Below are 25,284 nucleotides of genomic sequence, written 5' to 3'. Positions count from 1 at the left end.
TTACAAACCCTTACTGCTATGATGTCTCTGAATAACGATTGCATGCCATATTTCGGCACAGCAAAAAGACACAGAGGCAAACGGATGCCCCTGCGCCATAATCGTGCACAGGTTTCATTCATCTCCTCTCATGAACGCTTACGAGGTTAGCTGTCGGATTCGGGCTGATGAGAGTTGGCCCTACCTGAAAAAGGATTCACCCCAAGCGGCATCACGCGCCGCAAATTGGTTCCCCCGCTCTGATTACAGATTAAGCGATATAGATTATAAAAGAGATCATACTCCCGTCCCGTTCAGTTGTAAAGGGGCTTTTATGCTGTTTCAAAAATAAAAAAATCACCGCCAAAAATGGAAATAAAAATACAAAAAAAGAGGCCTGTTAACGGCCTCTTTTTCCTTCATTACTCTTCACTTTTTTCATTGTCCGCTTTTCTTTTTTTCCTTCTTGCCGTCAGCCAGATCAGACCGGCCGCAATAATTATAAGCGCAGCGAAAACAGCGATATACGTGACGTTCAGTGCTGCGGAACGGCTTTTCGTATCAGGCGATGGACTGCTGTCGTCGGATTTGATTTGCTGATGGTTTGAAAACAGCTGCTTGCCGGCCGTTTCGTTGACGACGGTTGCGGCATCGCTTGTGCTGTCTAAAAAGCTGATCAGCTCTTTTGTGACAGACGCGCCGCTGCCTGATAACGGAGCAAAAACAGCGATGCTTCGGCCGGAGTCCCAAGGTGATTCCTGGGTAAACGCGACTTGTTTCGTTGTCTCATTCAGCATCTGAAACGAAGAAACATCGTACGCGCCGCTGCGGTCTGACGGCACGAGAAGCTTAGAGGCGTTTGATTTCAAAAGCGGAATTTGCGGCAGGCCTCCGATAAATACAACATTCCGGCCTTTGGCATCCGCTTCCTTCATGTCTGATGCCGTCTTTACGGTAAAGCCGTTTCCGAATGAATCCGCCACCAGAGAAAGTTCTTTCAGTGTCTGTATGTTTACATTATCCGGGATGACGATCACTGTTTTCTCTTTCACGCCGCCCGCAAACGGGAGCGGCCATTGCCCGAAATCCGCTTTCTGCGCCGCATCACTTACCGGATACGTCAGCATGCTGCTTTTATCAATATAGACCCATTTATTTTCGTCACGGTCGATACACGGGTTGTTATGTTTCAAACCTGATGTGACAAATTGCAGATCAATGTACCTGCTGCTTCGCAAAAGCTTCGGATCAATCAGGATTGAGACGTGGTAAAAGCCATCTTTATCTTGATTGCCGAGATCATCAAGGCGCACCGCATTCGGCTGTCCGTTGATCATGACGTTCAGCTCCGCTCTCTCGGCGTCATTAGCTGAATCCGCCTTCGTCCGGATCGATTCCGACGTCTTTAATGTAAGTGAAAGCTTGACCTTACCGTCTTTATCAACAGCGGCCGCCGCAGGGTAAAAGAAGTGCTCTGACGCCGTTTTGTTTGATCCGACCGTTACATTTCCCGCGCCGAAGTCCTCTAATGTCAGTTTATTGCCTGTCTTTTCCGCAGCGGGCTGAAGGCGGCCGATTGTCAAAGTATCTCCGCCCAGCTGGCTTGAATAAGCGCTGTCTGTGATGACGCGGATTTTATCCGCCAGCGTTTTGTCTGAGTGCGCCGTGACAAACAGGACGGGCTGCCGTTTGTCCCCTGATGTCAGAACCCGTTCGGCGAGAAGGAGTTTGTTGTCTTCCGCTTTGAAGTTCCCCCGTTCGAAAAGCTCTTTTATTTTCCCGTTCCAATGCTGATCAGCGCCGATGACAATTGACGGATTGCTGATTTTGCCGGCATCGGATTCTTTTACATAGGATACCTTCAGCCTGCTGTCTGCCGTTTTCAGAAATCCTTCTGTTTTGACTGCGGCTTCAGCTTCCGCCGAGGTCGGTTTGTCAGGAAGGATAATATCGGTTTCTTCACCCGTATTGCCTGATTGGGCAAACGGATACGGGAAATGGCCGAGATCCGCTCCCTTTGACTTGCTTGCTTCTGAAAGCACAAGGCGGCTGTCCGGATAAATTTTTATCCAGTTGCCTGACGTATCCTGCCTGACGCAGACGCCCTCTTTTAATACGCCGTAAAATCGTAATGATACATTGTGATAGCCTTGGGCGGATTGGCTTTTGCTGAGATTGAGCTTCACCGTTTTCCGCTTGGAGCTGCCGTCAAGCTTTATGGATTTGACGGGTTCATCATCAATGGCGATGGTTAAAGAAGACGGGGCAATTAATAAGTTTGACGCCTCGTAATCAATCAGAAGCGACTGATCGGCATTCGAAGCTCCCGCAGGAATCTGATAGGTCAGCTCTGCGCTGTCTTTCGCCCCGTACAGTGTCATCAGATCGCCAGTCAGCGCCTGCTGCTCTTTTGCGCCGGCGCTTGTTCCGAGGGCGGAACCGTCCGTTTTCAGTTCCCGGGCCGCGGCCGCCTGCCCGTTATACATCAATAGCAAAAGGCCAGTTATCAATATGATCGCTTTTTTCAAAAAGGTCACCCGCTTTTATTTTGATTGTATCGCTCCGTTTTGTACCACTTGACTTCCTGCTTGAACAAGCGGTGCTTGATCTCTGTGAATAATGACCAGATGACGAGCACGATCCAAGCCTGGGAGTATGTAAAGTACATCAGAAATACGATAAAGAAGTTTTGTTTGTTCATTTCTGTTTTTTCAATGCTTAAAGTAATCATGACCTCAGTCATAAACAGGAAAAAGGCCAGTATCCACAAAATCATCGCCAAAAACCCGACAGCCAGATGCAGGTCGTAAAAAAGATTGATGATAAAAATCGTGTTTGACATGATCACACCGAAGAAAAACAAAAAATACGTAAAAAAGAAATAAAACAGATCGAAGATGATCCGCTTGCGTTTCAGCTTGAAAAATTGGGATAAAAACTTGAGAACAACGTATTGGTTGCCGCGCGCCCATCTTGTCCGCTGACGCCACCAGACCTTCCATGTCTCAGGCTCCTGCTCCCATGTCACAGCCGCCGGGAAAAAGCGGATATGATAGCCGAGATTATACACGCGGATGGTCAGTTCGGTATCCTCCGCCAGCGCCTTATCATCCCAGCCGCCGAGCTGTTCGATGATGCTCCGCCTGATCGCGAAGTTCGTTCCCGGGATGGTGGCGATTTTGAACCATTTCCATCTGCCGCCCTGCGCCATCCACTGAAAGCAGATGGTTTCAATATTGATAAACTTCGTCAGGATCGTTTTGGCCGCGTTGATGACACGGAATTTCCCGACAACCGCTCCTGCTTTCTCATCATTCATCAGACCGAGAACCAGGTAGTATACCGCCATTTTTTCCGGCGTGTTGTCCGCATCATACACGCAGATCACGTCTCCGTTCGATTCCGCGAACCCTGAGTTCAGCGCCGAAGATTTTCCTTTTCCGGCGTTCGGGGGCTTTGTGATGACCATTTTAATGAAGTCATACTGACGGGAAAATTCATTGACGATGTCTCCCGTCCGGTCGGAGGAATTATCATTAACGACAATGATCTCAAGCCTGTCTTTCGGATAATACAGGTTCACCATCGCCTTCAGCGTCTGCCTGATGACGACCTCCTCGTTATGCGCGGGGATGAGCACGCTGACCTTCGGGAGCTCCCCCATCTTTGCGCGCCATTTCGGAATGTTCCGTTCGAAGGTTATATAATGCCTGAATCCGCCCTGCATCAGAAACATGTGATAGAGAAGCATCACCCATATTAAACTTAATGAGATAAAAAACAGAATGTTACTCAAGGCTTCTTCTCTCCTTAAAGATTCGTTTTTTTAATGTGGCGCGCAAATAAAGGACGTAGCAGGCGAACATGATGATAAACAATAACACCACGCCGGAGAGAATCCAAAGCGCTTTTTCAAGAGGCGTCTGCTGGTGATGATTGAAAAAGGCCGTTACCGGATGAATCTTGTTTTCCACATGAATGGTTCCGTCTCCGTCCGTTTTGATCCTGACGCTGTCCGACGTTACCGTTTGCTTCGTTTTCTTCAGATCGAGCCACTCGCCGCCGGGAATCCGCTCCATCTGATTGACGAGCTCGGGAAGGTATTTCATGCCGAGATACGGATGGTAGAAACCGCCCGCCGTTCCGCCGCCGAAATCAATCATCTGAGAAATATGATTCTCCATATCTCCGAGCGGATTTTCCTTTGAGTTATCGGCATAACCGATTGTTTCAGGGTACAGCGTCATCCCGTCCAGCATAGCCGGCTTTGAGACGAACGGAGGGGCGCCCGAGGTTTTCCACGTCGCGCCGCTGAGCTGCACTTGTCCGAAAATGCTGGAGAAATAAGAAGATGCGATTTTGTAGCCTTCTTCAGACATCGTGTAGTGCGGCGCTTCGAATGACAGCGGGTAAAGGCCGAGCTCTGTCAGATCGTCAATCGCCTGCTCCAGCTTCGTTCTCGTGTAGATTTTTTCTTTTTCACGGAAAGGCTTCACATACGCCCGGTACGCTTTTTCATTCGGAAAATCCTGTTCCTTTTCAAGCTTGACCGGAGTATCATCCGCATTTTCTGACGTAATCGGCTGATCCGCTTTGGCATCCCAAAATTCAAAGCCTTCTCCCGTTTCGCTGTATCGGTATGCGTGCGTGTAGCCGTGAATAATGATGCTACCGCCCATTTGCTGAAGTTTTTTCAGGACGCTGACCATTTTTGGCTTGTCCGCCAGGTATACTTTTTCTCCGTTTTCCGGATTGAGATAGACCGGAATGACCGCCAGAATAAACGGAATGTGTCTTTTATGCAGGTAAGCGCCCGCTTCGTAAAGCAATCTTTCATCTGACATCGGACTGATGTCTTCAAGCCGTAAATAAAGGAGGGTGCCGCCCGCTGATTCTCCGAATGCGCTGCGCAGCGCTTTCGCCGTCAGAAACGAATCATTTAACAGGCTCGTCACACCGAAATAATAGTCAGAGCGCGCCGTTTTCCACATAAAAGGGCGGGTGCCGCCGTCACCGGACCGGTATGTATAAAGGGACTCCCCTTTTACTCCCGATACGCCGAGCACGGACATCCCTTTTTCAAGCGGCATGTCTGTTTTTTCTTTTTTGCCGTAAATGCGGTATACCGTTTCTTTTTCTGTCAGGGACAACCCCGCAAATTGGCGGAACTGTCCGGCGTTATAGCCGATGCTGATAAGCTGCTGCGGCATGCTGCTGATCAGTGACACAAATGATGTGCTGAGCTTTTTTTTCGTGACGCCGTAATAGATGACGCGCCGATTCTTTTTGAAGTCCGCGGCTGTGATGTCTCCGTCGCTTTTCACAGTGACGGCGGATGAGAAATGGCCCGCGGTCAGATCAAGCATTTTGACCTCAGCGGTTTCTTTGCCGTCCGTGCTTGTATAAATAATGAGAATGCCGTCCTTTTTGTCTTTTGCTTCCGCCGGACGGGGAACATAAACCGCCGAAATCATGAAAAGCGCCGAGAGTAAGAGACGTATCCATTTAGAGTTCATTCATCATCATCTCGTTTTCCAGTTCATTTAAAAATTGCTCGGCCGTTTGTAAATCCTTTCGGTACGCCAAGTAACATACACGGAAGGTGATGGAGACGTATTTACCGTTTTGCAGCCGGTACGTATCCAATTCCTTTTTCAGCTTCGCCAGAACGGCCGGCATGTTTTCTTCAGGCGTATGGGTCAGCACGATGCCGAACCGTTCGGCGGACGGCCTGAATTTTTTGTCTGTTTCCCGAACGCTTGACCGGATTTGGCGGCTGATAAACGCCAGCAGCCGATCGGTCTCTTTTTCTCCGTACAGGGATTTGAATTCCTTGAAATAATGCATGTGCAGCAGCAAAAAGACGAAGGAATTGCCGTAGCGTTCCGCCCGCTTGATTTCCTCAGAAAGCTCCAGCTTCATCCGCAGATGGTTGTCAAAGCCGGTCACCCTGTCGACGGCGACAAAGCTCGTAATCTCTTCACGCAGCTGTTTCACTGAGCGTTCAAGCCCCTTCGCCAACTCGTGAATCCTTCCCGCTATGTAAGAAAAGAGCAGCAGCGCAATCCCCCAAATGACCAGCACCTGCAGACTTTCGGCATCGGCAGACGCCATAAAGCTCCCGGTCTGAAACCACAGGAGCAGGCTGCCGAGAACAAATAAGACGAGTAAGGTCATGACGAGCGCGTAGATTGCCCCGAACCATATACCGGCTCCCGCAACAAGCAATGTGATGCAGGTTATCAGAAGCCCTGCGGATTGCTGAGACGCATAATAAATAAAAAAAGACAGCAGCACCAGCATAACTGCTGTGTAGCTGCACAGTTTTTGTGATTCATTGAATGATATTTTCATTAAACAATTTCCTTTCAGCCAGAAGCGGCAGCAGGTTATCGAAAGAATGTGTATCGCTCCCGCTCATATAGCCGCCGTAATCGGGTTTCAGCGTGTCCAGTGTTTCAAATGAAGTCATTCTTTCATAAAGCGGCTTGATGACAGCCGGATCAGCTTTTTGTTCTGCTAAAAAAAGAACGGCCAGGGCGTAAACGGACGGTGATTCGTACTGAACCGCCGGCTCCTTCGTGTCTGCGCTGTATCGTCCGTACAGCTGTCCGCGCGACTTAAATTCCTCTATCATCCATTTTGACAGCGCGGCAGCCTTGCCATCCCCCCGCTTCAGATTCACGGCGGCGTACAGCTGGTCAATGACATTCACTTCGCTGTCATATTTGTATTCCTTTGTTTCGGTATTGAATGATTTCGGCAGAAAACCATTTTTCAGGGGCGCATGATTGAGAACATCAAGGTTCCGGTTTTCCGTTTTCTCATCGATAATCCCTTTTTCTCTGAGCATCTGTAAGGCGCCGGGGTCAACATAGGACAAGGTCACGGTCTTTGATGCGGCATTTGAAGCGGCATCATAATAATCCGTAAAATACCCGTCATTTGTATTGTATTTTTCCAGCGCCTTCCCGATCTGCACCGCTGTTTTCCCGTATTCACTGTTTCCCCACAGGGTTCCGGCCTCATTCAGACAGTTCATGATTCTGAAATCGTCAATTAAGGCATTGGTGCCGCTCGCTTTATTCCCGTCAATCTTCCACGACACGAGCCCGTTTTTCGTCAGAAACGAATCGGTGAGAAGCTGATATTGCGCTTGAAACTGCCGCTCATCTTTCCTGTTCAGCAAAAATGCCATCCATAGTCCGAGAGACTCAGATAAATATTCCGGCTCACCGGATATGTTCGTCCGGATCATCCCCCGCCCGTTCATCAATTTATGATAAATAAAATGCTCTGCGGGCTGAAGCGGTCCGGACGGTTCGGCCGCCGTCTGTTTTTCAGTGCCGGCCTCCGCGCACCCCGCCGTCAGAACGATCGAAATCAAAAGGATCATCAGACGAAAAACGAATTGCTTCACAGTCCATCCTCCTATTTTACAAACCCTTTTTTAGACCCATATCTTATTTTTTCACAAAGTATTTTTACTATAAAGGAAACGATAAAAGAATACTAGCATTTTTTCACATTGGAAAATTTTAAATGGAAGCGCCGCCTCTCACCTTTTCCCTCTTCACATGGATCGTATTCCCATTACAGTAAAAAACACAACAAAAGGCAGCATTTCTTTACAAATGCTGCCTTTCTCTGATCTATTTATCCAGGCCGAGTTTTTTCAGCTGTTCTGCCAGCGCGTTGTTCATCGGCTCCTCTTTGTTTTGGCTTTTCATATAAGAGTTGATGTCCCGCTTGGATGCGCGTCCGGATTTATCTTTCGCCTTGCGCTTTTCAAAGACGGACAGTTTCTCCCGGTGGCCGCATACACATGCGAAGGTTTGGCCTTCGCCCTGGCCGCGAAGCTCCATTTTCTTATGACAGTTCGGACAGCGGGCGTTTGTTTTTCTTGCCAGCGTTTTCCGGCTGCCGCACTCACGATCCTGACATACGAGCATCGTGCCGCGTTTGCCGTTGACTTTAAGCATCATTTTGCCGCAATCAGGGCAGGCGGTGCCTGAAATGTTGTCATGTCTGAAAGTCTGGCTGCTGTTTTTGATTTCCTTCACCGTTTTGCCCGCATATGTTTTCATGTCTTTAATGAACACGGCGGATTTCAGTTTGCCCGCTGCGATGGCGGAGAGCTTTTGCTCCCACTCAGCGGTTAAGGCCGGCGATTTTAAATCTTCCGGGACGAGCTGTAAGAGCTGCTTCCCTTTTGACGTAATGAAAATATCTTTTTCTTTTTTCTCGATCAAGAAACTGTTGAACAGTTTTTCAATGATATCAGCGCGGGTGGCGACTGTTCCGAGTCCGCCGGTTTCACCCAATGTTTTCACAAGGTTCTTCTCTTCTCCCTGCATAAAGGCGCTTGGGTTCTCCATCGCGGATAACAGCGTGCCCTCATTAAAGCGCGCCGGCGGTTTCGTCTGTCCGCTCGTTTCTTTCAATGATGAGACAGTGAGGCGCTGACCCTGATGAAGATCCGGGAGCGTCTGGTCTTTGTCTTCCTCATGATCGTCGTCATCCTCGTACATATCATACACGGCTTTCCAGCCAGGCGATTGAACCGTTTTCCCTTTTGCGGTAAATGTTTCGCCGCCGATATCGGCTGTGACCTTTGTTTCTTCGTATTCGAACGCCGGCATTAACACGGCGAGAAAACGTTTGGCAATCAGATCGTAAAGCTTTCGTTCTTTGTCGCTGAGGCTTGAAAGGATCAGCGGCTCCTCTGTCGGAATGATGGCATGGTGATCCGATACTTTCGCATCATTGACGAATCCTTTATGCGCTTTGACGCCCCGCTTCAGTATTTGATTGACGTACTGGGCGTACGGCTTAACTTCCATACCGTTTAAACGGTCTTTTAAAGTCGGCACGATGTCTGCGGAAAGGAATCTGGAATCCGTCCGCGGGTAAGTGACAAGCTTATGCTGTTCATACAGCTTTTGAAGCACGGACAGCGTCTCTTTTGCGGAGAAACCGAAGCGCTTATGAGCGTCCCGCTGCAATTCCGTCAAGTCGTAAAGACCGGGAGCGAAGCTTTTTTTCGCCGTTTTTTTCAATTCTGAAATGACTGCCGGCTTTCCTTGCAGGTCTTTTGCCAAACGGCCGGTCACCGTCTGATCAAACGTTCTTGTCTGTTTTGTTTTTTTATCCTGCCATGTCAGTGTCATCTGATCAGCCGCCGCGCGGAGACCGTAATAAGGAACGGGTTTGAACGCCTGAATATCCGCTTCTCGTTTGGCGATCATCGCCAGTGTCGGAGTCTGGACGCGTCCGCATGACAGCTGCGCGTTAAATTTCGTGGTCAGGGCGCGGGTCGCGTTGATGCCGACGATCCAATCCGCTTCCGCTCTGGCAACAGCGGAATGATACAGGTTTTCGTACTCTTTGCCGCTGCGGAGCTTTTGAAATCCTTCTTTAATCGCCTTATCCGTCACAGAGGAAATCCACAGCCGCTTAATCGGTTTGCGGACGTTTGCCTTTTCGATAATCCAGCGGGCCACAAGTTCCCCTTCCCGTCCTGCGTCTGTAGCGATTACGATCTGGCTGACGTCTTTCCGGACAAGCTGAGCTTTGACCGCATTGAACTGTTTTCCTGTTTTTTTAATGACGACGAGCTTTAAAGGCTCCGGAATAATCGGAAGATCCTCAAGCCGCCATGATTGAAATTCTTTGCCGTATCCTTCAGGGTCAGCGAGCGTTACCAGATGCCCGAGCGCCCATGTGACGATGTAGCGGTCGCCTTCAAGATATCCGTTTCCTTTTTTATGACACTTCAGAACGCGGGCCAAGTCCCGGCCGACTGAAGGTTTTTCAGCTAATACAACTGTTTTTGACATGCTTTTCACTTCTCTTTCTTTCACACTCATCCTGTTATTATAACAGACTTCCTCACGCTCTCTCTAATCGAGGACGTTTTTTGTGTCAATTTCTGAGAAAATGACGTGGGTCACGGTTTGGGCATACGGAGAGGTGCGGTTGATGAAGTGTTCGATCGTTTCCAGACTGTCCGCGTTAATCTTCAGCATATAACACGCCGCCCCGGCGACCCGAAAACAAAATTCAATGTTGGGAATGGATTGAATGTAGGTTTTGAATTGATCATATTTTCCGTTTTTCACCGTCGCTTCGACAATGCAGGAGACGGGGAGCCCGATCTTTTTTTGATCAATGTCCAATGTATAGCGCTTAATAACGCCGAAGGATTCAAGCTGTCTGACACGCTCTGTGACGGACGGGGCTGACAATTTGATTTTTCTGCCCAGCTCCCGCATGGACAGGCGGCTGTCCCGCTGCAGCTCTTTAATGATGCTCAGATCCACATTATCTAGTTTCATGACTGTAGTCCTTCCTTACCCTTTTGGCTATATTATCAAGAGAAATCCGAAAAATGACAAGAACAACAGGCTGAAATCATGAAGGTTTTTTCAGGAACTGACGCGAAATGGTCATATTAGGACTGCCCTTTGCTTATAGTATAGAGGAAAAAAGATGTCCGACAGGAGGGAGCTGTATGTTACACACGCCGATCGGCAGACTTCGCACGATGGGGTTTATTGAAGGAATGTCGCTTTTGGTGCTGCTGTTTATCGCGATGCCGCTGAAGTATTGGGCTCATCATCCGCTCGCCGTCACCATTGCCGGTTCCATTCACGGCGGTTTGTTTATCATTTATCTGGCGGTGCTGGCGTATGCGGCGTTTACTGTCAAATGGCATGTGAAATGGTCAGCCGCCGGTTTTATCGCGGCCTTTATTCCGTTCGGTAATTTTATTTATGATCGCGGCCTGAGAAATTATCAATAAAAAAGCTCCTCTTCTGCAGAGGAGCTTTTTTCATGCGTTACATCCATTTCGTCACCCAGGCGATATAATAAGCGCCGGGGATAAATACAAGCTGGGCGAGAAGCGTGCCCGCGACCCTTGATGTGACCATCGTCAATGAGGTCCATTTTAAGGAGACGTAGCTGCGCTTGCCCTTCGCCACATCGTCTGCCAGTACGGAGACTTTCGGGTCAACAAACACGGCCAGCAGCATAGTCGCAACGCCGTTGATTAAGCCTGATGCCATAACGGCCGTCGTGCTGTGCTCAGGCGCCAGAAGGCCGGCGTACAGAGCGGACAGAACACCGATCGTGTAAATAGACGTAATGACCATATTAATGACAAACAAGCGTTTCGGGATCATTCGGAATTGAAGCCCCTTTAAATAGGAGACTGACGGCAGTCTGATATAAGAACGCGCATGCTTCAGCCCGTTCAGTGAAAATCCTTTTTTAAATACCTGCATGACGGAGCCTCCTCCGTCCGCCAAGTGTATAATCGCCCTGGAGAATAACGCGACGAATGTCGGCAAAAGACAGATGCCGAGCATCGTTCCGACCGTGGAGCCGAATATTAAAAATCGAAACTGAGCGCCCACAACAGACAGAGCGTTTGATCCGGCGGCATCAATCAGATGTCCGGTAAACGGCTGCTGAACCATGTTTGACATGCGCGACACAATAACCATGACATTAAATAATGACAGCGCGGACGCGATAAATCCGACTCTCGCGCCGGAAAGCCGTGTTGCATAGGCAAGCGTTTCAATCGAATGTATCAGCAGCAGAAAACAGAAGATAAACAGTACTTGTGAAGTAATAACGTGCAATGTATGATTCCTCCAAATCTTTTCATACTGATTAGACTCTGCAGACTGCGGCAAGGTTTCGGCCGTTTACATAAAAAAACCGCCCGGATGTCCGGCGCGGTTTTGTCTTATTCTTTTCTTACGCAAATAAATAATATATGGTTGCCCGCCTTAGCCTGCGGGTGATTCGTATTAACAGTTCCGACAGAATCATTCTTCGAAAGTAAACACCATGGAAGTTCTTGAACACAAGACAACGAAAGCCCTACCTCTCAATCGTCACTGCGGCTCCGAAGCCGCGCCGGTGTGAATTGTAAAACAAAAAGTCTTTTTTCCATCTCTTCGTTAGGGGCGAATATCAGAAGGAAAAGAATAAGCTCAGCTTTTTTTCAAGCTGTCCGTTGAAGCCTGAAGCTTCTATATCAAAACAGAAAAAAGAAGTTTACTTTCTTTTTTATTTGCATGTTGTCACTTAGCAGTTAAGTATAACAGATTGCCCCTGAATAATCAAATGATTTATTAAAGTTCCAGCTCGGCCGGCGTTTTTTCACCCGCATTCATGAGCTTGATCTGCTTCGGTTCAATTTCGAGAATCACCAGGTTCGGATCGTCTTTTCCGTCAAACCAGCGTTCCAGTTTCGGATCCCACAGCTTTTCTTTTAAATCTGCTGAGTTGTTCAGTTTGGCGGTTCCGGCCACTTCCACATAAGCGTCACCGAATCCTTCACAGTCATACCCTAACAGAATATGAACATTCGGATTGTTTTCAATTTCTTCCGCTTTATGAGTGTCTTTGCTCGTCGGCGTGTAAATCGTTAAGCCGTCATGGAAAAATGTCATGTAGCGTGAATGCGGTTTGCCTTGCTCTACCGTCGCAAGCGAACCGACTTTATGATGATCCAGTACTTCAAGCACTTTTTCTTTGATTTCATTTTGATTCATGAAGAATCACTCCTTTTTAACGTCTCCGCTGTTACTTTTCCACATTGGGGAGACATTTAAACCAAGAAATGTGCTCTTCTGCCGATCTTCGCTCCATTCCCGCTTCAGCATGCTGTAGTTCACCGTGTCATGATAGGCGCCCTGTACAAAAATGCCTTCTCTCGTCAGTCCTTCTTTCTGAAATCCGAGCCGTTCCGCCACCGCCCTGCTTTTCGTGTTTTTTTCAGCCGCACTGATCATGATGCGGTTCAGCCCGAGGTCCTGAAATGCATGGGTGATGACCGCCCGGCAGCTTGCGGTGATAATGCCGAATCCTTCATGCTCTCGATCCAGCCAGTAGCCGATCTCTGCTTTTTGATTGACTGTATCGACATTATGGATGCTGATCATGCCGCAAAACCGGCCCTTCACAAAAATTCCGGCGTCAAACCCATTCTCTTCCGCATATTTATAACGCCATTCGGGGATGATCACATCGCGGTACGTATCGATGTCAGCCAGTTCTTCCGCCCAGCTGAGCCATTCGCTGAGATGGTTTTGATTTCGCTTCATAACAGAATACAATTCGTCCGTATCTTCTTTGGCAAGCAATCTGATCGTCAGATGTTCCCGGATTTGACAGGAAAACACGACCGCACCTTCTTTCCTTTATTAGCCATTATACAGGTAAATTTATTTTTTTCCATACAAAAAAAGATGAGGCGTGCAGCCTCATCCTTAAATGCGCGGGTCGGTGAAAACATCGTGATCATCCGTGCTTGTCGATGACATTTCCGTAACGACCGCCCCTTCTTCTCCCGCTTGAAACCAATGCTTCGTATCCGGCGGAATGGTGTATTGTCCGCCCGGCTCAAGCACAATCTCATGCCAGACGGTGTAGTATTCCTTGTCTTCTTCCGGCGGGAGGACGCTTGGGTTCTCTGTCTTTTCGCCTTCCACGTAGAGATACACCTTCCCCCAGCGGCAGCGGAATGTCTCTTGTTTTCCCTTCTCGCCGCCGACCGGCGGATGGCGGTGTTCCGGACACGTCTGGCGCGGGAAGAGCACCAATTCTTTCGAACAGTAGCGGTCGGTATTCACGTAAATAAACAGCTGAAGTCCGGTTTCCTCAAGCTTGCCTAAGCCGTAATCCATGATTTGAATGTCTTCGACTTCATCATCAGTCAGAACGATTCCCGCTTTTTGATAGTATGCATTCACGTCATGTTTCGATATCGTCATCGGTCAGCCTCCTTATGTGGTCACAAATCTGCCGCCGTTGACATGCAGCGTCTGTCCGGTCATATAAGAGGATTCGTCTGAGGCCAAGAGCACATAGCAGCCGACATGCTCAACAGGCTGGCCTGCCCGGCCCATCGGCGTATCCTGACCGAAGGAAGCGACTGTTTCTTCTGAGAATGTCGCCGGAATAAGCGGTGTCCAGATCGGCCCCGGCGCCACGGCGTTGACACGGATACCATCGTTGACGAGCGCTTGCGCCATGGATCTCGTAAAACCGTTAATCGCGCCTTTCGTAGCCGTGTAGTCAATCAGCTGCGGGTTGCCTGTGTAAGGATTAATGGATGTCGTATTGATGATCGCGCTGCCCGGCTTCATGTAATCAATCGCTTTTTTAGTCAAATAAAATTGTGAGTAAAAGTTTGTCTTAAAGGTTCTGTGAAGCTGCTCGCTTGTGATGTCTTTAATGCTTTCTTTCGGATGCTGTTCCGCGGCGTTATTCACGAGAATATCAAGACGCCCGAATTCTTCAACCGTTTTTTCAACGGCTTCATTGCAAAAGTCTTCCTCACCGACATCGCCGGGGATTAACAGACATTTTACGCCTTCTTCTTCCACTCGTTTTTTTGTATCTTCCGCATCATCGTGTTCATCAAAATAGACGATCGCGACATTTGCGCCTTCCTTCGCGTAAGCAACCGCAACGGCGCGTCCGATACCGCTGTCGCCCCCTGTGATGAGCGCGGTTTTCCCTTTTAATTTGTCAGCGCCTTTATATTCTTTGTATTCGTAAACAGGCGCCGGATTCATTTCGCTTTCAATGCCCGGCTGGCGGTTTTGTGATTCCGCCGGGAATTCCTTCGGATAGTTTTCCATGTCAAGTTCCTCCTTCTGGTTCGTTGTCATATTTCTTGTCTACCTCTGCTGTCTTCCGGATAAACATGATTGAGACAGTTCAAAACGTTTTCGGAGAAAAATGTTTCACATGGAACGCAAGAAAAAAACCCGGCTGGCAGCCGGGTTTTTGTTCTCTATTATGAACGTACCGCTTGTTTGCGGAGCACGTCTTTTCTCACTTTTCCAAGGTTGTTTTTCGGAAGTTCGCTGACGAACTCAATGTCCGGAATTTTAAAGGCAGCAAGACGTTCTTGAAGGAATCGGGTCACTTCTTCTTCTGTCAGGTCTTCTCTGCCGTTTGTCACGATGAACGCTTTCGGCTTTTCGCCGTAGAGCGGATCAGGGATACCGACAACCGCTGTTTCGAGAATTCCCGGCACTTGCTGAATGACTTCTTCAATCTGGTCAGGATAAATATTATCGCCGCCGTAGATGATGACATCTTTATAACGTCCGGTGATAAAGATAAATCCGTCTTCATCCACATAGCCGGAATCGCCGGTATGGAACCAGCCGTCTTTCAGCACTTTTCGTGTCGCTTCTTCGTTACCTTCGTAGCCTTTGAATAAAAACGGACTTGTCACAACGACTTCTCCGATTGAGCCTTGCGGAAGGACTTCACCTGTTTCCGGATCTACAACGCGGACGTCCACTTCTTCCATCGGTTTACCCGCGGAAGCGGCTTTATCCATTCCCATTTGCGGATTCCAAGAGCTGATGCCCCACGCTTCCGTGCTTCCGTATCCGTGCATGAGCGGGATGCCGATGTCGAGATACTGCTGGATCAGGCTGCTTGGCACCTTTGTGCCTCCCGTCATCATATAAACGATAGAAGACATGTCAGTCTGGTGCGTTTCCCATGCTTTCAGCAGGTATGTGAAATAGACTGGCAGCGCCATGATGGTTTGAATTTTTTCTTTTTCGATGAGCTTCAAGTTTTCCACAGGGTCCTGATTGTCTGTCATAATGAATGTCGTTCCGCTCATCGTGCCGACCATCTGGCAGATAATCGCGCTCGTATGGTAATTCGGATGGCATGCTAAGAAGCGGACATGCTGCATTCTCCCCGTGTAAGCCAATGTCGCGTTTACGTAGTTGTATATGCCGCCGTGAGTGATCATGCAGCGTTTCGGATTGCCGGTTGTACCTGAGGTAAACATCAGCAATGCCGTATCGTTTTCAGACACCGTTTCGACATCCGGTGTATCACCGGAGCCTGTCAATAAAGCGTCAAACTCAGGCGTTGTCTCCGCAGCTGTTCCTGTCTCGATCTTCAGTTTAAGAGAAGATACCAGCGCAGGAAGAACTTCTTCCATAATCTCTTTAAATTCAGTGCCGAAAAAGACAGCTTTCGGTTCACAGGCTGCTAAAATGCCTTTCATTTCGTAAGGTGTTAATTGCCAGCTGACCGGCACAACAACCGCGCCGATTTCGAGTGCCGCAAACATGACAATGGATGACGCGTGGCCGTTTTTGCAAAGCATCGCCACTCTGTCGCCTTTTTTTATTCCTTTATCAAGAAGCGCTTGTGCAAGCTGGTTGATTCGTTTTCGATATTCCGCGTAGGTCAGGGTATGCGCACCGCTTTTTACAGCTTCGATCTCTTCGCTATTTGAAATGTCATGCAGAATCATATGCTGTAATGTCTCCATATTTTCATCTCCCATAATCATAAATCACAAAAAACTCTGTCAGATTTTCTTCCTCACGCAACCCATTTTAAACCAAAAAATATAACTTGTAAAACAATTTTGTTTTAGAACTATTCCATTCGTGAATGATACAATAGTCCCATGTTTTTAGTTTCTTCCCTTCCCCTTACCCTCATACATGCAGAAAAAAACACACCCCATATGAGGTGTGCGCTTTCTGTTTACCGCTGTCCTTTCTCCTGAATGAAATGATAAAACAGCTTGTTTAAACGTTTGTATAAATCGGCTTCATCCTCCGTCTGGAAGGCTTTTATACTGTCTTCGGACTCGATGATGGCGGAGCTGACCGCACTTAGTATTTCCGACCCTTCAGCGGGCATATCAGCCGGCGCCATCATCACCAAAGCGCGGCCGACGGTCAGGGAATTTCCGTCCATGCCTTTGACACTGCATGGAGCTGTCAAATCATAAATTTTGAAAAAAGGCGTGACAATTTCTTCATTTTTGAGATGGTACAGCGCCATCGCCGTTCCCGGAATGCCGAGTCCGCCCTGTCGTTCACGCTCTGCAAGGCGCTGTGCGGTTTGTTTGGCATTACGGACAAATCCTTCTTGCTCAAGCATGGCAAACAAACGATTCAAAAACAGTTCGTACGCCGTGTTTGACTCAATGGATTTGATCGAAAAGTTCCGCAGCACGCTTTGGATAACCGCCGCATAATGTGCCATACGGCCGGCCGCTTCCAGCATATCAGGCGTCTCCGGCTGCTTCTCTTCTCTTTTACCGTTTCTTTTTTTGTCAAGAATCAGCGGAATTTTTCTTTTGATGTACTGCTTCACCTGATCAGCGTCTTCTTCGTTTAAAAGCGGACTGACCATGACGTAATCAATGTTTCCATACGGGATCGGAACGGTGGATACGATCATGTCATACGCGGTGATGTCTCGGTCCTTCAGTTCGATGAGGGAAGACATATCAAAGGAACGGATTTCCGGAAGCTCCTTTTTCAGTCTGGATGCGAGCATTTTGGACGACCCGATGCCGCTGGAACAGACGATCAGCGCTTTGATCTTCGCTTCTTCCCGTTTGATTTCCAGAGCGGAGCCGAAGTGAAGAACGATGAAAGCGATCTCATCATCAGAGAAAAGAAGCCCCGGAAAGAATTTTTCCATTCCTTCTTCTACGGCCATGTACAGCAGAAAGTAGTCGCGTTTAATTTGCTCGGTCATCGGGTTGTACATGTCGATATTTTCTTTCACCCGGTTGATCGCAGGCTCCAGATGGGCGATTAAACCGTCGTATAAAGAACCGTTTTCCGTCAGATCAATTTTGATTTTTTCAGAAATGAAGCCGATCAGCTGCTTCGTTTGCAAGGCCGTTTCAACTTCAATGTTTTCCGGTTTGAATTCCGTTTTGTATTGGCGGTTGGCGCTCCGCAAATGAATGGTGATATAACCGATCTCAGCTTCCGGAATTGAAACGCCAAACGCTTTTTCAAGCTCTTTTGCCATTTCCATCGCAGAGCCGTACTCCTTCGTCTGCTGCAGCGCTTTTAGTTCCGAAGCCTCCATCGTGATGGTTTCTCCGAGTCTGATTCGGTCCATCGCAAAGGTTAAATGAACCGCAAGCGCCATGTATGAGCTGTCAGATAAGGCGATCGCGATTTTTTCCTTGAGCTGAATCAAGAGCCGGTCCATTTTCAAAAGTTCCGCTTTATTTACGACCCCGAACATTTTTTCAGCATCGTCAGGTTTTCCTTTAATATTGAATTCAACCGCTTCCAAAAAGCTCTGAATATCAAGCCGGTTGACGATGAGATTGCCGACGATTTTCCGTTTCGCATTTTCCGGACCCGTCAGCTGTATGCCGAAGCCCCTTTTTCGGATCAGCGTCAAGCCGAAGGGCGCGATCCAGGTCTCCAGCTCATCCAGATCATAACTGATTGTCGCGTTTGTCACTTGCAATTCGTTCGCCAGACTGTAGAGCTTGATCGGCTCTTGCGACTCTAATAGTGAACATAGAATTAAAAGTTTCCGCTCCTCAGCGCTGTATTCATGCTGTTCATAGGACAGGTCTGACAGGAGTTTTTGTTTGTCCTCCGGGTTTCCTACCGCTTTCAGTCCTTTGCCGGGCTGTTTATCAAGTGCCAGACCGAATGATTCCATCATCGGTTTGATTGTTTTTAACTCGCGGTGAACGGTTCTTGTGCTGACTTGTAAAGCTTCTGCCAGTTCATGCACTGTCTCGTAACGGTTCTGCAGTAATAGATGTTTCATTAATTTTTGTTCTCTCGCTGTCATATACATGAAACGCGCCTCCAGATTTTCTAGTTGTGAGAAGTATGGCATATGGGGAGTGCTGCCGGGGAAAGTGGTGTAAATTATAATATAAAACGCTTTCAATGATTATTCAACCATTTTCAAATGGCAATTTGGCACTGGACCGTGTGACAGTATTGAAAAAGAAAAATGTGTCAGATAATATGCCATGACGCTTGTTACTCTTGATCCGCACGGCTATACTTCAAAGTGACCTTACTTGTTTTTAGACATTGCACACCACATAAACAAACGCCCGGAAGATACCTTCCGGGCGTTTGTTCTGTTTATGGAATATCGCAGCCTTGGACACCGGTATAAATCCTGAACCACTGATCATGGCTGAGTTTGTACGCGGATGCACGCACCGCGGCGGAAATGCGGTTCTCTTTTCCGCTGCCGACAATCGGCATGATGTCTGCCGGGTGGGTGAACAGCCATGCGTACATGACTTCGTCAATGGAAGCGGCGCCGATTTCTTCCTGTACGGAACGAAGCGCGGCACGGATTCGGAGGTCCTTATCTGATTGTCCTGTAAAGACGCTCCCGCCCGCAAGCGGTGACCACGCCATCGGCGGAATGCGTTTTTCCAGACAGAAATCCAGCGTGCCGTCATGAATATTTTCCAGCTCGTACGCCGAGATTTCAATTTGGTTTGTGATGAGCGGATCATCCAAATAGGATTCGAGCATTCTGTACTGGTGCGCTTTAAAGTTCGATACCCCGAAATATCTGACCTTGCCCGAGCTTTTCAGCGCGTGAAACGCTTCAGCCACAGCCTCCGGGTCCATAAGCGGGTCCGGTCTGTGAATGAGCAGCACATCCAGATAATCCGTATTCAGATTCAAAAGCGACTGCTCCGCCGACGCTAAGATGTGAGACTTCGACGTATTATAATGATGCGACTTGTTTCCTGGCCGCTCCGGTGATTCAATGACAATCCCGCATTTTGTGACGATTTCGATTCGCTCCCTTATTGAAGGCGAAAGGGACAAAGCGCCGCCGAACAGCTTTTCACACGTATAACCGCCGTATATATCGGCATGATCGAAGGTGGTGATGCCTTGGCTGATACACCATTCAATCAGATTCAGCAGCTCTCCGTCTGAAACATTCCATTCGTGTAGACGCCAAAGCCCGTGTATCACTCTTGAAAATTCCAGGTCTTCAGCCAATTGAATGCGCTGCATGTGAAATCCCCCTTTTTCTTAGAGCCTCTTGTATCTCTGTTTTCAGGAATTGCCCATGCTGTTTCATTCTGCTTCGGCGGCCGATTTTCCTTTCAGCCCGCAAAAATCGTCATTTAATGATTCTGAAACTGCTTTTTCGCTTTTTCAACGACGTAATGGCTTCCGCCGCGTTTTTTGACGTCTTGAATCATCATCGCAATCAAGAGGTCTTTCTTTTTATAATCGTAACCGACAAACCAGCCGTTTTCTTTGCCGTCTTTATCTTCTTTAGACGTTTTCAGCTCGGCTGTACCGGTTTTTCCGGCTACGGTAATGCCGCTTACGGCCGGCTGATATGCAGAGCCGCGCGGATCTTCAACGACGCCTCTCAGCCCTTTCGTGATTTCTTCGGCATTGGCTTTCGACACCACTTGCTTATGCCAGATTTGCGGTGTTTTTTCTCCGTCTTTGATCAATGTCGGTTTGACGAGATTTCCGTCTGTTACAAATGCGGTATAGTCAGCCGCTAAGTGCAGCGGAGACATCAGCATCTGCCCCTGGCCGTAGCCCGTATCTCCGAGAAGGATCTCGGAATCAAGCTTGCCGTTAGCGATTGAGGACTTTTCAATCGGAAATTGGTACGGAATCTCTTCATCAAAGCCAAATGTTTTTAATCCTTTTGTAAACGCGTCCGCTCCGGCATCTATGGCATTTTGCGCAAAGTAGATGTTGTCCGATGTGATCAGCGCGTTTTCGAGATCCACTTCATTCAGGCGCTCTGATACGCGTGTGACATGGTAACCGCCCCAGCTCGAATCTTTCTGCCACTCTTTTCCGGTGATTTTTTTCTTTTCCGATGCTTTCAATGTGCCGTTTGTCAGGCCGACTGCCGCGGCAATCGGTTTAATCGTTGATCCCGGCGCATAAAGTTTGTTGAATTTCGCTGAAAACGGATTGTTTTTATCTTCATTCAGCTTTTTCCACTCTTTTCCGCTCCAGCCGAAAAGAAAGCCGTTCGGGTCATAAGACGGTGCGCTGACGAGCGCGAGTGTCTCTCCCGTTTGCGGTTCGAGGGCGACTGCCGCTCCGCTGTCATCTTTCATAGAATCATACAGCTTCGTCTGCGTTTTCATGTCAATCGTTACATGAATATCCTGCCCGCTTTCGGCTTTCTTTTCAGCAATGACCTCACCTGTTTGCGGGACGTAAATTTTCCAGCCGGTCTTGCCGCGCAGCTTGTCTTCATATACATTCTCAAGGCCGGCGATGCCGATTTTGGAAGTATCGCTGTATTGGCCGTCTTTCGCTTTTTTCAGCTGCTCCGCTGTGATGGTTTTAATATAGCCGGTCAGATGGGCCGCTTTTTCGCCGTACGGATAGTAGCGGGAGCTGACTTTCGTTTTCGTCACGCCGTCTAATGCAAGCAGGCTTTTGACCTTGCTTTCATCATCCGGTCTGATTTTTTGAATCGGGACATAGGAGTCGTCTTTTACCCAGCCCTGGTTCAGTTTGCTTTTGATATCGTCTTCAGAAAGGTCCAGTTTTTCAGACAGTTTTTTGATCACGCTGTCTTTATCCCTGCCGAGTTTTCCAGGGATAATGCCGATTTCCGGCACCTCGGTATTCACGGCGAGACCTTTTCCGTCTTTGTCGTAAATTTGTCCGCGCTTCGGTTCCTCATTTGCGATCTGCACGGTTTTGTCATCGGAAAGCTGTTTGAAAATAAAAGAAGGATTCCAGTCAATGTTCCATGATTCTCCATCGTCTGTTTTCTCTTTTTTCAGGACGGCCGTGTTTTCAAAAGCGACCTTCCCTGCTTTTGTATCCATGCTGACTTTATAATCGATGTGCTGGAGGTCATCTTTTTTCTTATCGTCTTCGTCCTGTTTTTCGGCAGTGACTTTCAGATTTTTGACCCCTGCTTGTTCATAAATGGTTTCATATCGTTTTACAAAATCCTTTTTGGATCGTTTTTTCTTTTCATCCTGGGTGAGGCTTTGGTACATCTTATCGTAATGACCGCCGTTCCAGTCTTTTACGAAATCTTTCATTCTGTCTTCGGCCGATTCCGTTTTCGAGCAGCCGATCAAACCTATGATTCCTGCGAGTAAAAGTAATAGGTATAACCCTTTTTTCACTGTCTATTCCCCTGCCTTCCAACTGTTATTTTCTCCTAAACCAAATCAGGCTGGCAAGGATTTTTTTCTCATAGCGTTTAAAATTTTTTTGTTTTTCCGGCCGTCACGGCCCATATTTTTATACAATGTATCTATTAAAAAAAGGAGGAATTTCAGATGATCAGAGAAGCAGCCATGCTGTATGTAAAAGAAGGTCTTGAGGGGGAATTCGAAGAAGCATTCCGCCGGGCGGAGCCGATTATCGCGGGCATGAAAGGTTATCTGTCCCATTCCTTGTCCAAATGTATGGAAAAGACGCATAAATATTTGCTGCTTGTGGAATGGGAGACATTAGAAGATCATACAAAAGGCTTTCGCGGATCGCCGGAATATCAGGAGTGGAAAGCCTTACTGCACCGTTTTTATTCACCATTTCCCGTTGTGGAGCATTTTCAGGATCTATCAGACTCAGATCGCGTGAAGCGTAAAACCGATTAAGGAGATCGACCATACAAAAACGGCGGTATAGATATTGAATTTCCCGGAGCCGTCGTTTTCTTTCCGTTTTTCCTCCAGCCCCTGAATGAACATGACCGCACCGAGAAACACGAGCATAACCGGCTGTATGACAGAGGTATGTTCCGCATACGTAAATGCGGCGGCCGCAAGTATAATAATCAGCATCGCGAGTGACAGTTTTAAGGCGCGCAGCAAAGCAATCCATCCTTTCTGTTATCATTTTTTGAACACAATTCTATTTCTGTCTTTATCCCCCATTATTCTAGCGTACTTTTTGCGCGGATAGAACGAAAGTCGGACAATTTTAAGTTTGTTTTAAGGAGCACGAAAAGCGCGCTCCCCATGAAAAGGAGCGCGCGGTTTATGAGCGGGCGAGGCTTCCGTATCCGAGCCCCCGCAGGACGCATGCCATGACTTCATACCCCTTGCTGTTGGGGTGTACGCGGTCATAAGAAAGATATTCATTCATTTTTCCTTTGAAAGCGCTGTGGACGTCGGCAATTTTGACGTGCGGCGCCGATGCGAGTGTGCTGAGGTGCGCATTATAAGAGGATATCCATTTTTCTGCAATGGAGATGCCCGGGAAAGGATTGTATAAATTGAAGACGCGGATCTCATAAGGAGACGGGTGCGACCCTTTTAAGGCAGCAATCTTGGCTATCATCTTTTCAAAGTTCTCATGGCAGTGACTGGACACGCTGGTGAATACCGAAGCGTCCGATGTTTGCTGATATGCCTGAACCGAATCGATCAAATCGTTGCCGCAGCCTGTAATCGTAATCATATCAGCAGCCTGAATCCGCCTCTGAATGTACGGGAAGGACATAAGCCCGAGAATTTCTCCCGTCTCAAGGCCTGATTTGGCAAAGATGGATACGTCGGTTCTTGTCTGTAAATCTTCTGCCATCATGCGCCCGAACCGCTGGACAAAACCGGCGGAAAACGGCCCGGATCCCCTCCCCGTCGTCAAAGAATCCCCCAGCGCCGTATAAACAAGTCCCATTTACTTTCCTCCACTCGTTACTATCGATATTGTAATGTACGCGAGTGAAGAAAAATTGGCTCGGTCAATAACCTAATTTCTCAGAAATATGCTGTGCGGCGTTTTTGACCTTTTCGGTTAAATACGGCAGCCTGTCCTCTGAAAACCGGGCTTCGAAGCCGGCGATGCTGATTCCAGCAGCCACCTTACCTTCGTGATTGAAAATCGGCGCCCCGATCGCCGCCGTATAATCTTCTAATTCCGAATAGCTGATCGTATAACCTGATTGCAAGGATCTTTCAATGGAGTGAAGCAGTTCAGCCCGATCCGTCATCGTGCCTGAGGCGATTGCGGCAAGCTTTGTCTTCTGAATGTATGTGTCAATCTCCTCTTCCGGCAGAAACGATAAAATGCTTCTGGCGCAAGCTCCCGCGTACAGCGGCGACCGGCGGCCGATTGCCGTATACAGGCGGACGGTTTGGGTGCCTTCAATTTTTTCGACGTAAATGGCTTCATCCCCGTCCCTCATGATCAGCTGAACGGCCTCATCCACTTCGCTGCACAGCTCTTCCATAATCGGTTTGGCTATTTCCCTGATATCCAGACGTTCAGAGACGAGCTGGCCGAATTGTAAAAAGATCAGACCAAGCTGATAACGGCCGTCCGCCGCCCGGGTGAGAAACCCCGTTTCCTCCAGTGAGCTTGCCATCCGGTGAACCGAAGTCTTCGGCATTTCCGATAGAGAAACCAGCTCATTTAAGCTCAGGCTCGGTTCAGTGAGAAACAAATGAAGCAGTTCCATTGATTTGATGACGGTTTTGTTTTTGTTTTCCATGGTCTTTAGCCCCTTTGTCAGATCAGCCATTCCATTTTGAGCCTTGCTTTCAGCTCCTTCAGCTGCTGTTCCTTCTCCAAAAGCAGCATTTCCGCTTCCTCCAGCGAAACGGCCCGGAACGTAATATGTTCCCCCGGCATCGTTTGGGCGACGAGAGGAAGATCGGCGGATATGATATGCGCCATTCGCGGATAGCCCCCCGTCGTCTGTCTGTCAGCCAGCAGAATAATCGGATTGCCGTCCGGCGGCACCTGCACCGTTCCGAACGTCACAGCCTCAGATACCATTTCCAGCGGCTCCCGCAATTCAAGCGGAGCGCCCTTCAGCCGGTAGCCCATTCGGTCGGATTGAGGCGTGACCGTATATGACTCTTGATAAAAACGTAATTTTGCTTCTTCTGTAAAAGCGTGAAATTGAGCGCCTTCAAGCACTCGTATGACCGGATTTTTTTTCAGCGGCAGAAACCCTCTGCTGCTGACAGACCAATCAGGCGCTGAGAAACCATACTGTCCGAAAGAATCGCTCAGACGGTACGCGATTGATTCCGAACATGGCGTCATACGGCCGAGCGGCAGCTCATCATCTTTTTGCAGCGCTCTTCCGCAAAAGCCGCCGATCCCCGCTCTGACATACGTGCTTTTGCTTTCCATGACGGCGGGCACATCAAATCCCCCCGCGACGGCGAGATAAGCGCGGCTCCCCATCTTGCACGGCCCGAATGAGACGACGCTGTTTTCCTTTATCAAAACCGGTTTCCACAGAGGGGCGGGCTCCCCATTAATATGAAAGGCGAAATCCGCCCCCGTAACGGCAATAACCGCGGGTTCTGAGAACTCAAAGGAAGGCCCTGGCCCCATAAGCGTAACTTCAAGCCCCGCCTCTTTTTCTTGATTTCCGGCAAGAAGATTGGCGATGCGCAGAGAGATCGTATCCATTGCGCCGCTTCCCAGCACACCGTATTTCTGATATCCCGTCCGCCCCGTGTCCTGAACCGTCGTCAAGAGACCGGGTTTTACCACTTTCATA

At 48.3% G+C, this 25,284-nt stretch carries 22 protein-coding genes and 1 riboswitch; of the genes, 2 read left to right on the top strand and 20 right to left on the bottom strand.

What is annotated here, in order from left to right:
• Positions 1-120 precede the first annotated feature (120 nt).
• Positions 121-267: riboswitch (cyclic di-AMP (ydaO/yuaA leader) on the bottom strand.
• 134 nt (positions 268-401) lie between these two features.
• The 7 genes from L3V45_RS02215 to L3V45_RS02185 all read right to left on the bottom strand — a co-directional run bounded on the left by L3V45_RS02215 (position 402) and on the right by L3V45_RS02185 (position 10,316).
• Positions 402-2,507 carry a cellulose biosynthesis cyclic di-GMP-binding regulatory protein BcsB gene (locus L3V45_RS02215; protein WP_236837237.1) on the bottom strand — a complete coding sequence of 702 codons (2,106 nt, stop codon included), beginning with the start codon at positions 2,505-2,507 and terminating at the stop codon, positions 402-404.
• 5 nt (positions 2,508-2,512) lie between these two features.
• A complete protein-coding gene (locus tag L3V45_RS02210) occupies positions 2,513-3,775 on the bottom strand; it encodes a glycosyltransferase family 2 protein (RefSeq protein ID WP_085341740.1) in 1,263 nt (420 codons plus the stop codon).
• Complete coding sequence (locus L3V45_RS02205) at positions 3,768-5,495, bottom strand: DUF2334 domain-containing protein (protein ID WP_070081380.1); 1,728 nt, start codon at positions 5,493-5,495, stop codon at positions 3,768-3,770. Before L3V45_RS02205 ends, L3V45_RS02210 begins: the two co-directional genes overlap by 8 nt.
• Positions 5,485-6,333 (bottom strand): diguanylate cyclase domain-containing protein, encoded by an 849-nt coding sequence (locus L3V45_RS02200; RefSeq protein WP_014304365.1) that lies wholly within the window; start codon positions 6,331-6,333, stop codon positions 5,485-5,487. The genes L3V45_RS02205 and L3V45_RS02200 overlap by 11 nt, the downstream gene beginning before the upstream one ends.
• Positions 6,314-7,399, bottom strand: a complete 1,086-nt coding sequence (locus L3V45_RS02195) for a hypothetical protein (protein ID WP_014304364.1) — start codon at positions 7,397-7,399, stop codon at positions 6,314-6,316. The genes L3V45_RS02200 and L3V45_RS02195 overlap by 20 nt, the downstream gene beginning before the upstream one ends.
• A gap of 232 nt (positions 7,400-7,631) precedes the next feature.
• Positions 7,632-9,818 (bottom strand): DNA topoisomerase III, encoded by a 2,187-nt coding sequence (locus L3V45_RS02190; protein ID WP_058906724.1) that lies wholly within the window; start codon positions 9,816-9,818, stop codon positions 7,632-7,634.
• Positions 9,819-9,881: 63 nt separating this feature from the next.
• Entirely contained in the window at positions 9,882-10,316 is a 435-nt protein-coding gene (locus L3V45_RS02185) for a transcriptional regulator LrpC (RefSeq protein WP_003156263.1), read from the bottom strand.
• 176 nt (positions 10,317-10,492) lie between these two features.
• Between L3V45_RS02185 and L3V45_RS02180 the strand changes: the two genes are divergently transcribed.
• Positions 10,493-10,783 (top strand): DUF3817 domain-containing protein, encoded by a 291-nt coding sequence (locus tag L3V45_RS02180; protein ID WP_003156265.1) that lies wholly within the window; start codon positions 10,493-10,495, stop codon positions 10,781-10,783.
• A 37-nt stretch (positions 10,784-10,820) separates the two neighbouring features.
• Here L3V45_RS02180 and L3V45_RS02175 read toward each other — a convergent pair whose 3' ends face one another.
• The 9 genes from L3V45_RS02175 to L3V45_RS02135 form a co-directional block, all read right to left on the bottom strand.
• A complete protein-coding gene (locus L3V45_RS02175; RefSeq protein ID WP_014304362.1) occupies positions 10,821-11,630 on the bottom strand; it encodes a lipid II flippase Amj in 810 nt (269 codons plus the stop codon).
• A gap of 498 nt (positions 11,631-12,128) precedes the next feature.
• On the bottom strand, positions 12,129-12,551 hold the full coding sequence (locus L3V45_RS02170) for a pyridoxamine 5'-phosphate oxidase family protein (RefSeq protein ID WP_003156270.1): 423 nt from the start codon (positions 12,549-12,551) through the stop codon (positions 12,129-12,131).
• 6 nt (positions 12,552-12,557) lie between these two features.
• Complete coding sequence (locus tag L3V45_RS02165) at positions 12,558-13,181, bottom strand: GNAT family N-acetyltransferase (protein ID WP_014304361.1); 624 nt, start codon at positions 13,179-13,181, stop codon at positions 12,558-12,560.
• Between the two features lie 87 nt (positions 13,182-13,268).
• Positions 13,269-13,772 carry a D-lyxose/D-mannose family sugar isomerase gene (locus L3V45_RS02160; RefSeq protein ID WP_014304360.1) on the bottom strand — a complete coding sequence of 168 codons (504 nt, stop codon included), beginning with the start codon at positions 13,770-13,772 and terminating at the stop codon, positions 13,269-13,271.
• A 12-nt stretch (positions 13,773-13,784) separates the two neighbouring features.
• On the bottom strand, positions 13,785-14,645 hold the full coding sequence (locus tag L3V45_RS02155; protein ID WP_015388697.1) for an SDR family oxidoreductase: 861 nt from the start codon (positions 14,643-14,645) through the stop codon (positions 13,785-13,787).
• Between the two features lie 158 nt (positions 14,646-14,803).
• Complete coding sequence (locus tag L3V45_RS02150) at positions 14,804-16,318, bottom strand: class I adenylate-forming enzyme family protein (RefSeq protein ID WP_015388698.1); 1,515 nt, start codon at positions 16,316-16,318, stop codon at positions 14,804-14,806.
• 221 nt (positions 16,319-16,539) lie between these two features.
• Positions 16,540-18,624 (bottom strand): BglG family transcription antiterminator, encoded by a 2,085-nt coding sequence (locus tag L3V45_RS02145; protein ID WP_003156277.1) that lies wholly within the window; start codon positions 18,622-18,624, stop codon positions 16,540-16,542.
• 299 nt (positions 18,625-18,923) lie between these two features.
• Positions 18,924-19,826 (bottom strand): aldo/keto reductase, encoded by a 903-nt coding sequence (locus L3V45_RS02140; RefSeq protein WP_236837236.1) that lies wholly within the window; start codon positions 19,824-19,826, stop codon positions 18,924-18,926.
• A gap of 113 nt (positions 19,827-19,939) precedes the next feature.
• Positions 19,940-21,943, bottom strand: a complete 2,004-nt coding sequence (locus tag L3V45_RS02135) for a penicillin-binding transpeptidase domain-containing protein (protein WP_072588294.1) — start codon at positions 21,941-21,943, stop codon at positions 19,940-19,942.
• A 156-nt stretch (positions 21,944-22,099) separates the two neighbouring features.
• On the opposite strand from L3V45_RS02135, the gene L3V45_RS02130 reads away from it, so the two are divergent.
• On the top strand, positions 22,100-22,420 hold the full coding sequence (locus L3V45_RS02130) for an antibiotic biosynthesis monooxygenase family protein (protein ID WP_003156282.1): 321 nt from the start codon (positions 22,100-22,102) through the stop codon (positions 22,418-22,420).
• Here the strand turns inward: L3V45_RS02130 and L3V45_RS02125 are convergent.
• The 4 genes from L3V45_RS02125 to L3V45_RS02110 form a co-directional block, all read right to left on the bottom strand.
• The gene (locus L3V45_RS02125) at positions 22,391-22,606 is read right to left on the bottom strand and encodes a YczI family protein (RefSeq protein WP_369719110.1); all 216 of its coding nucleotides are present in this window, start codon (positions 22,604-22,606) and stop codon (positions 22,391-22,393) included. The genes L3V45_RS02130 and L3V45_RS02125 overlap by 30 nt on opposite strands.
• 196 nt (positions 22,607-22,802) lie before the next feature.
• A complete protein-coding gene (locus L3V45_RS02120) occupies positions 22,803-23,444 on the bottom strand; it encodes a spore germination lipase LipC (protein WP_236837235.1) in 642 nt (213 codons plus the stop codon).
• A gap of 64 nt (positions 23,445-23,508) precedes the next feature.
• Positions 23,509-24,258, bottom strand: coding sequence for an IclR family transcriptional regulator (locus tag L3V45_RS02115; protein WP_236837234.1), 750 nt, complete (start codon positions 24,256-24,258; stop codon positions 23,509-23,511).
• Between the two features lie 17 nt (positions 24,259-24,275).
• Complete coding sequence (locus tag L3V45_RS02110; RefSeq protein ID WP_088005481.1) at positions 24,276-25,283, bottom strand: 5-oxoprolinase subunit C family protein; 1,008 nt, start codon at positions 25,281-25,283, stop codon at positions 24,276-24,278.
• Between the last annotated feature and the right edge of the window lies 1 nt (position 25,284).

It is taken from the genome of Bacillus sp. R45 (assembly GCF_021729365.1).
GTDB classification, from domain to species: Bacteria; Bacillota; Bacilli; order Bacillales; family Bacillaceae; genus Bacillus; species Bacillus velezensis.
This window is presented reverse-complemented; position numbering and strand designations above follow the sequence as displayed.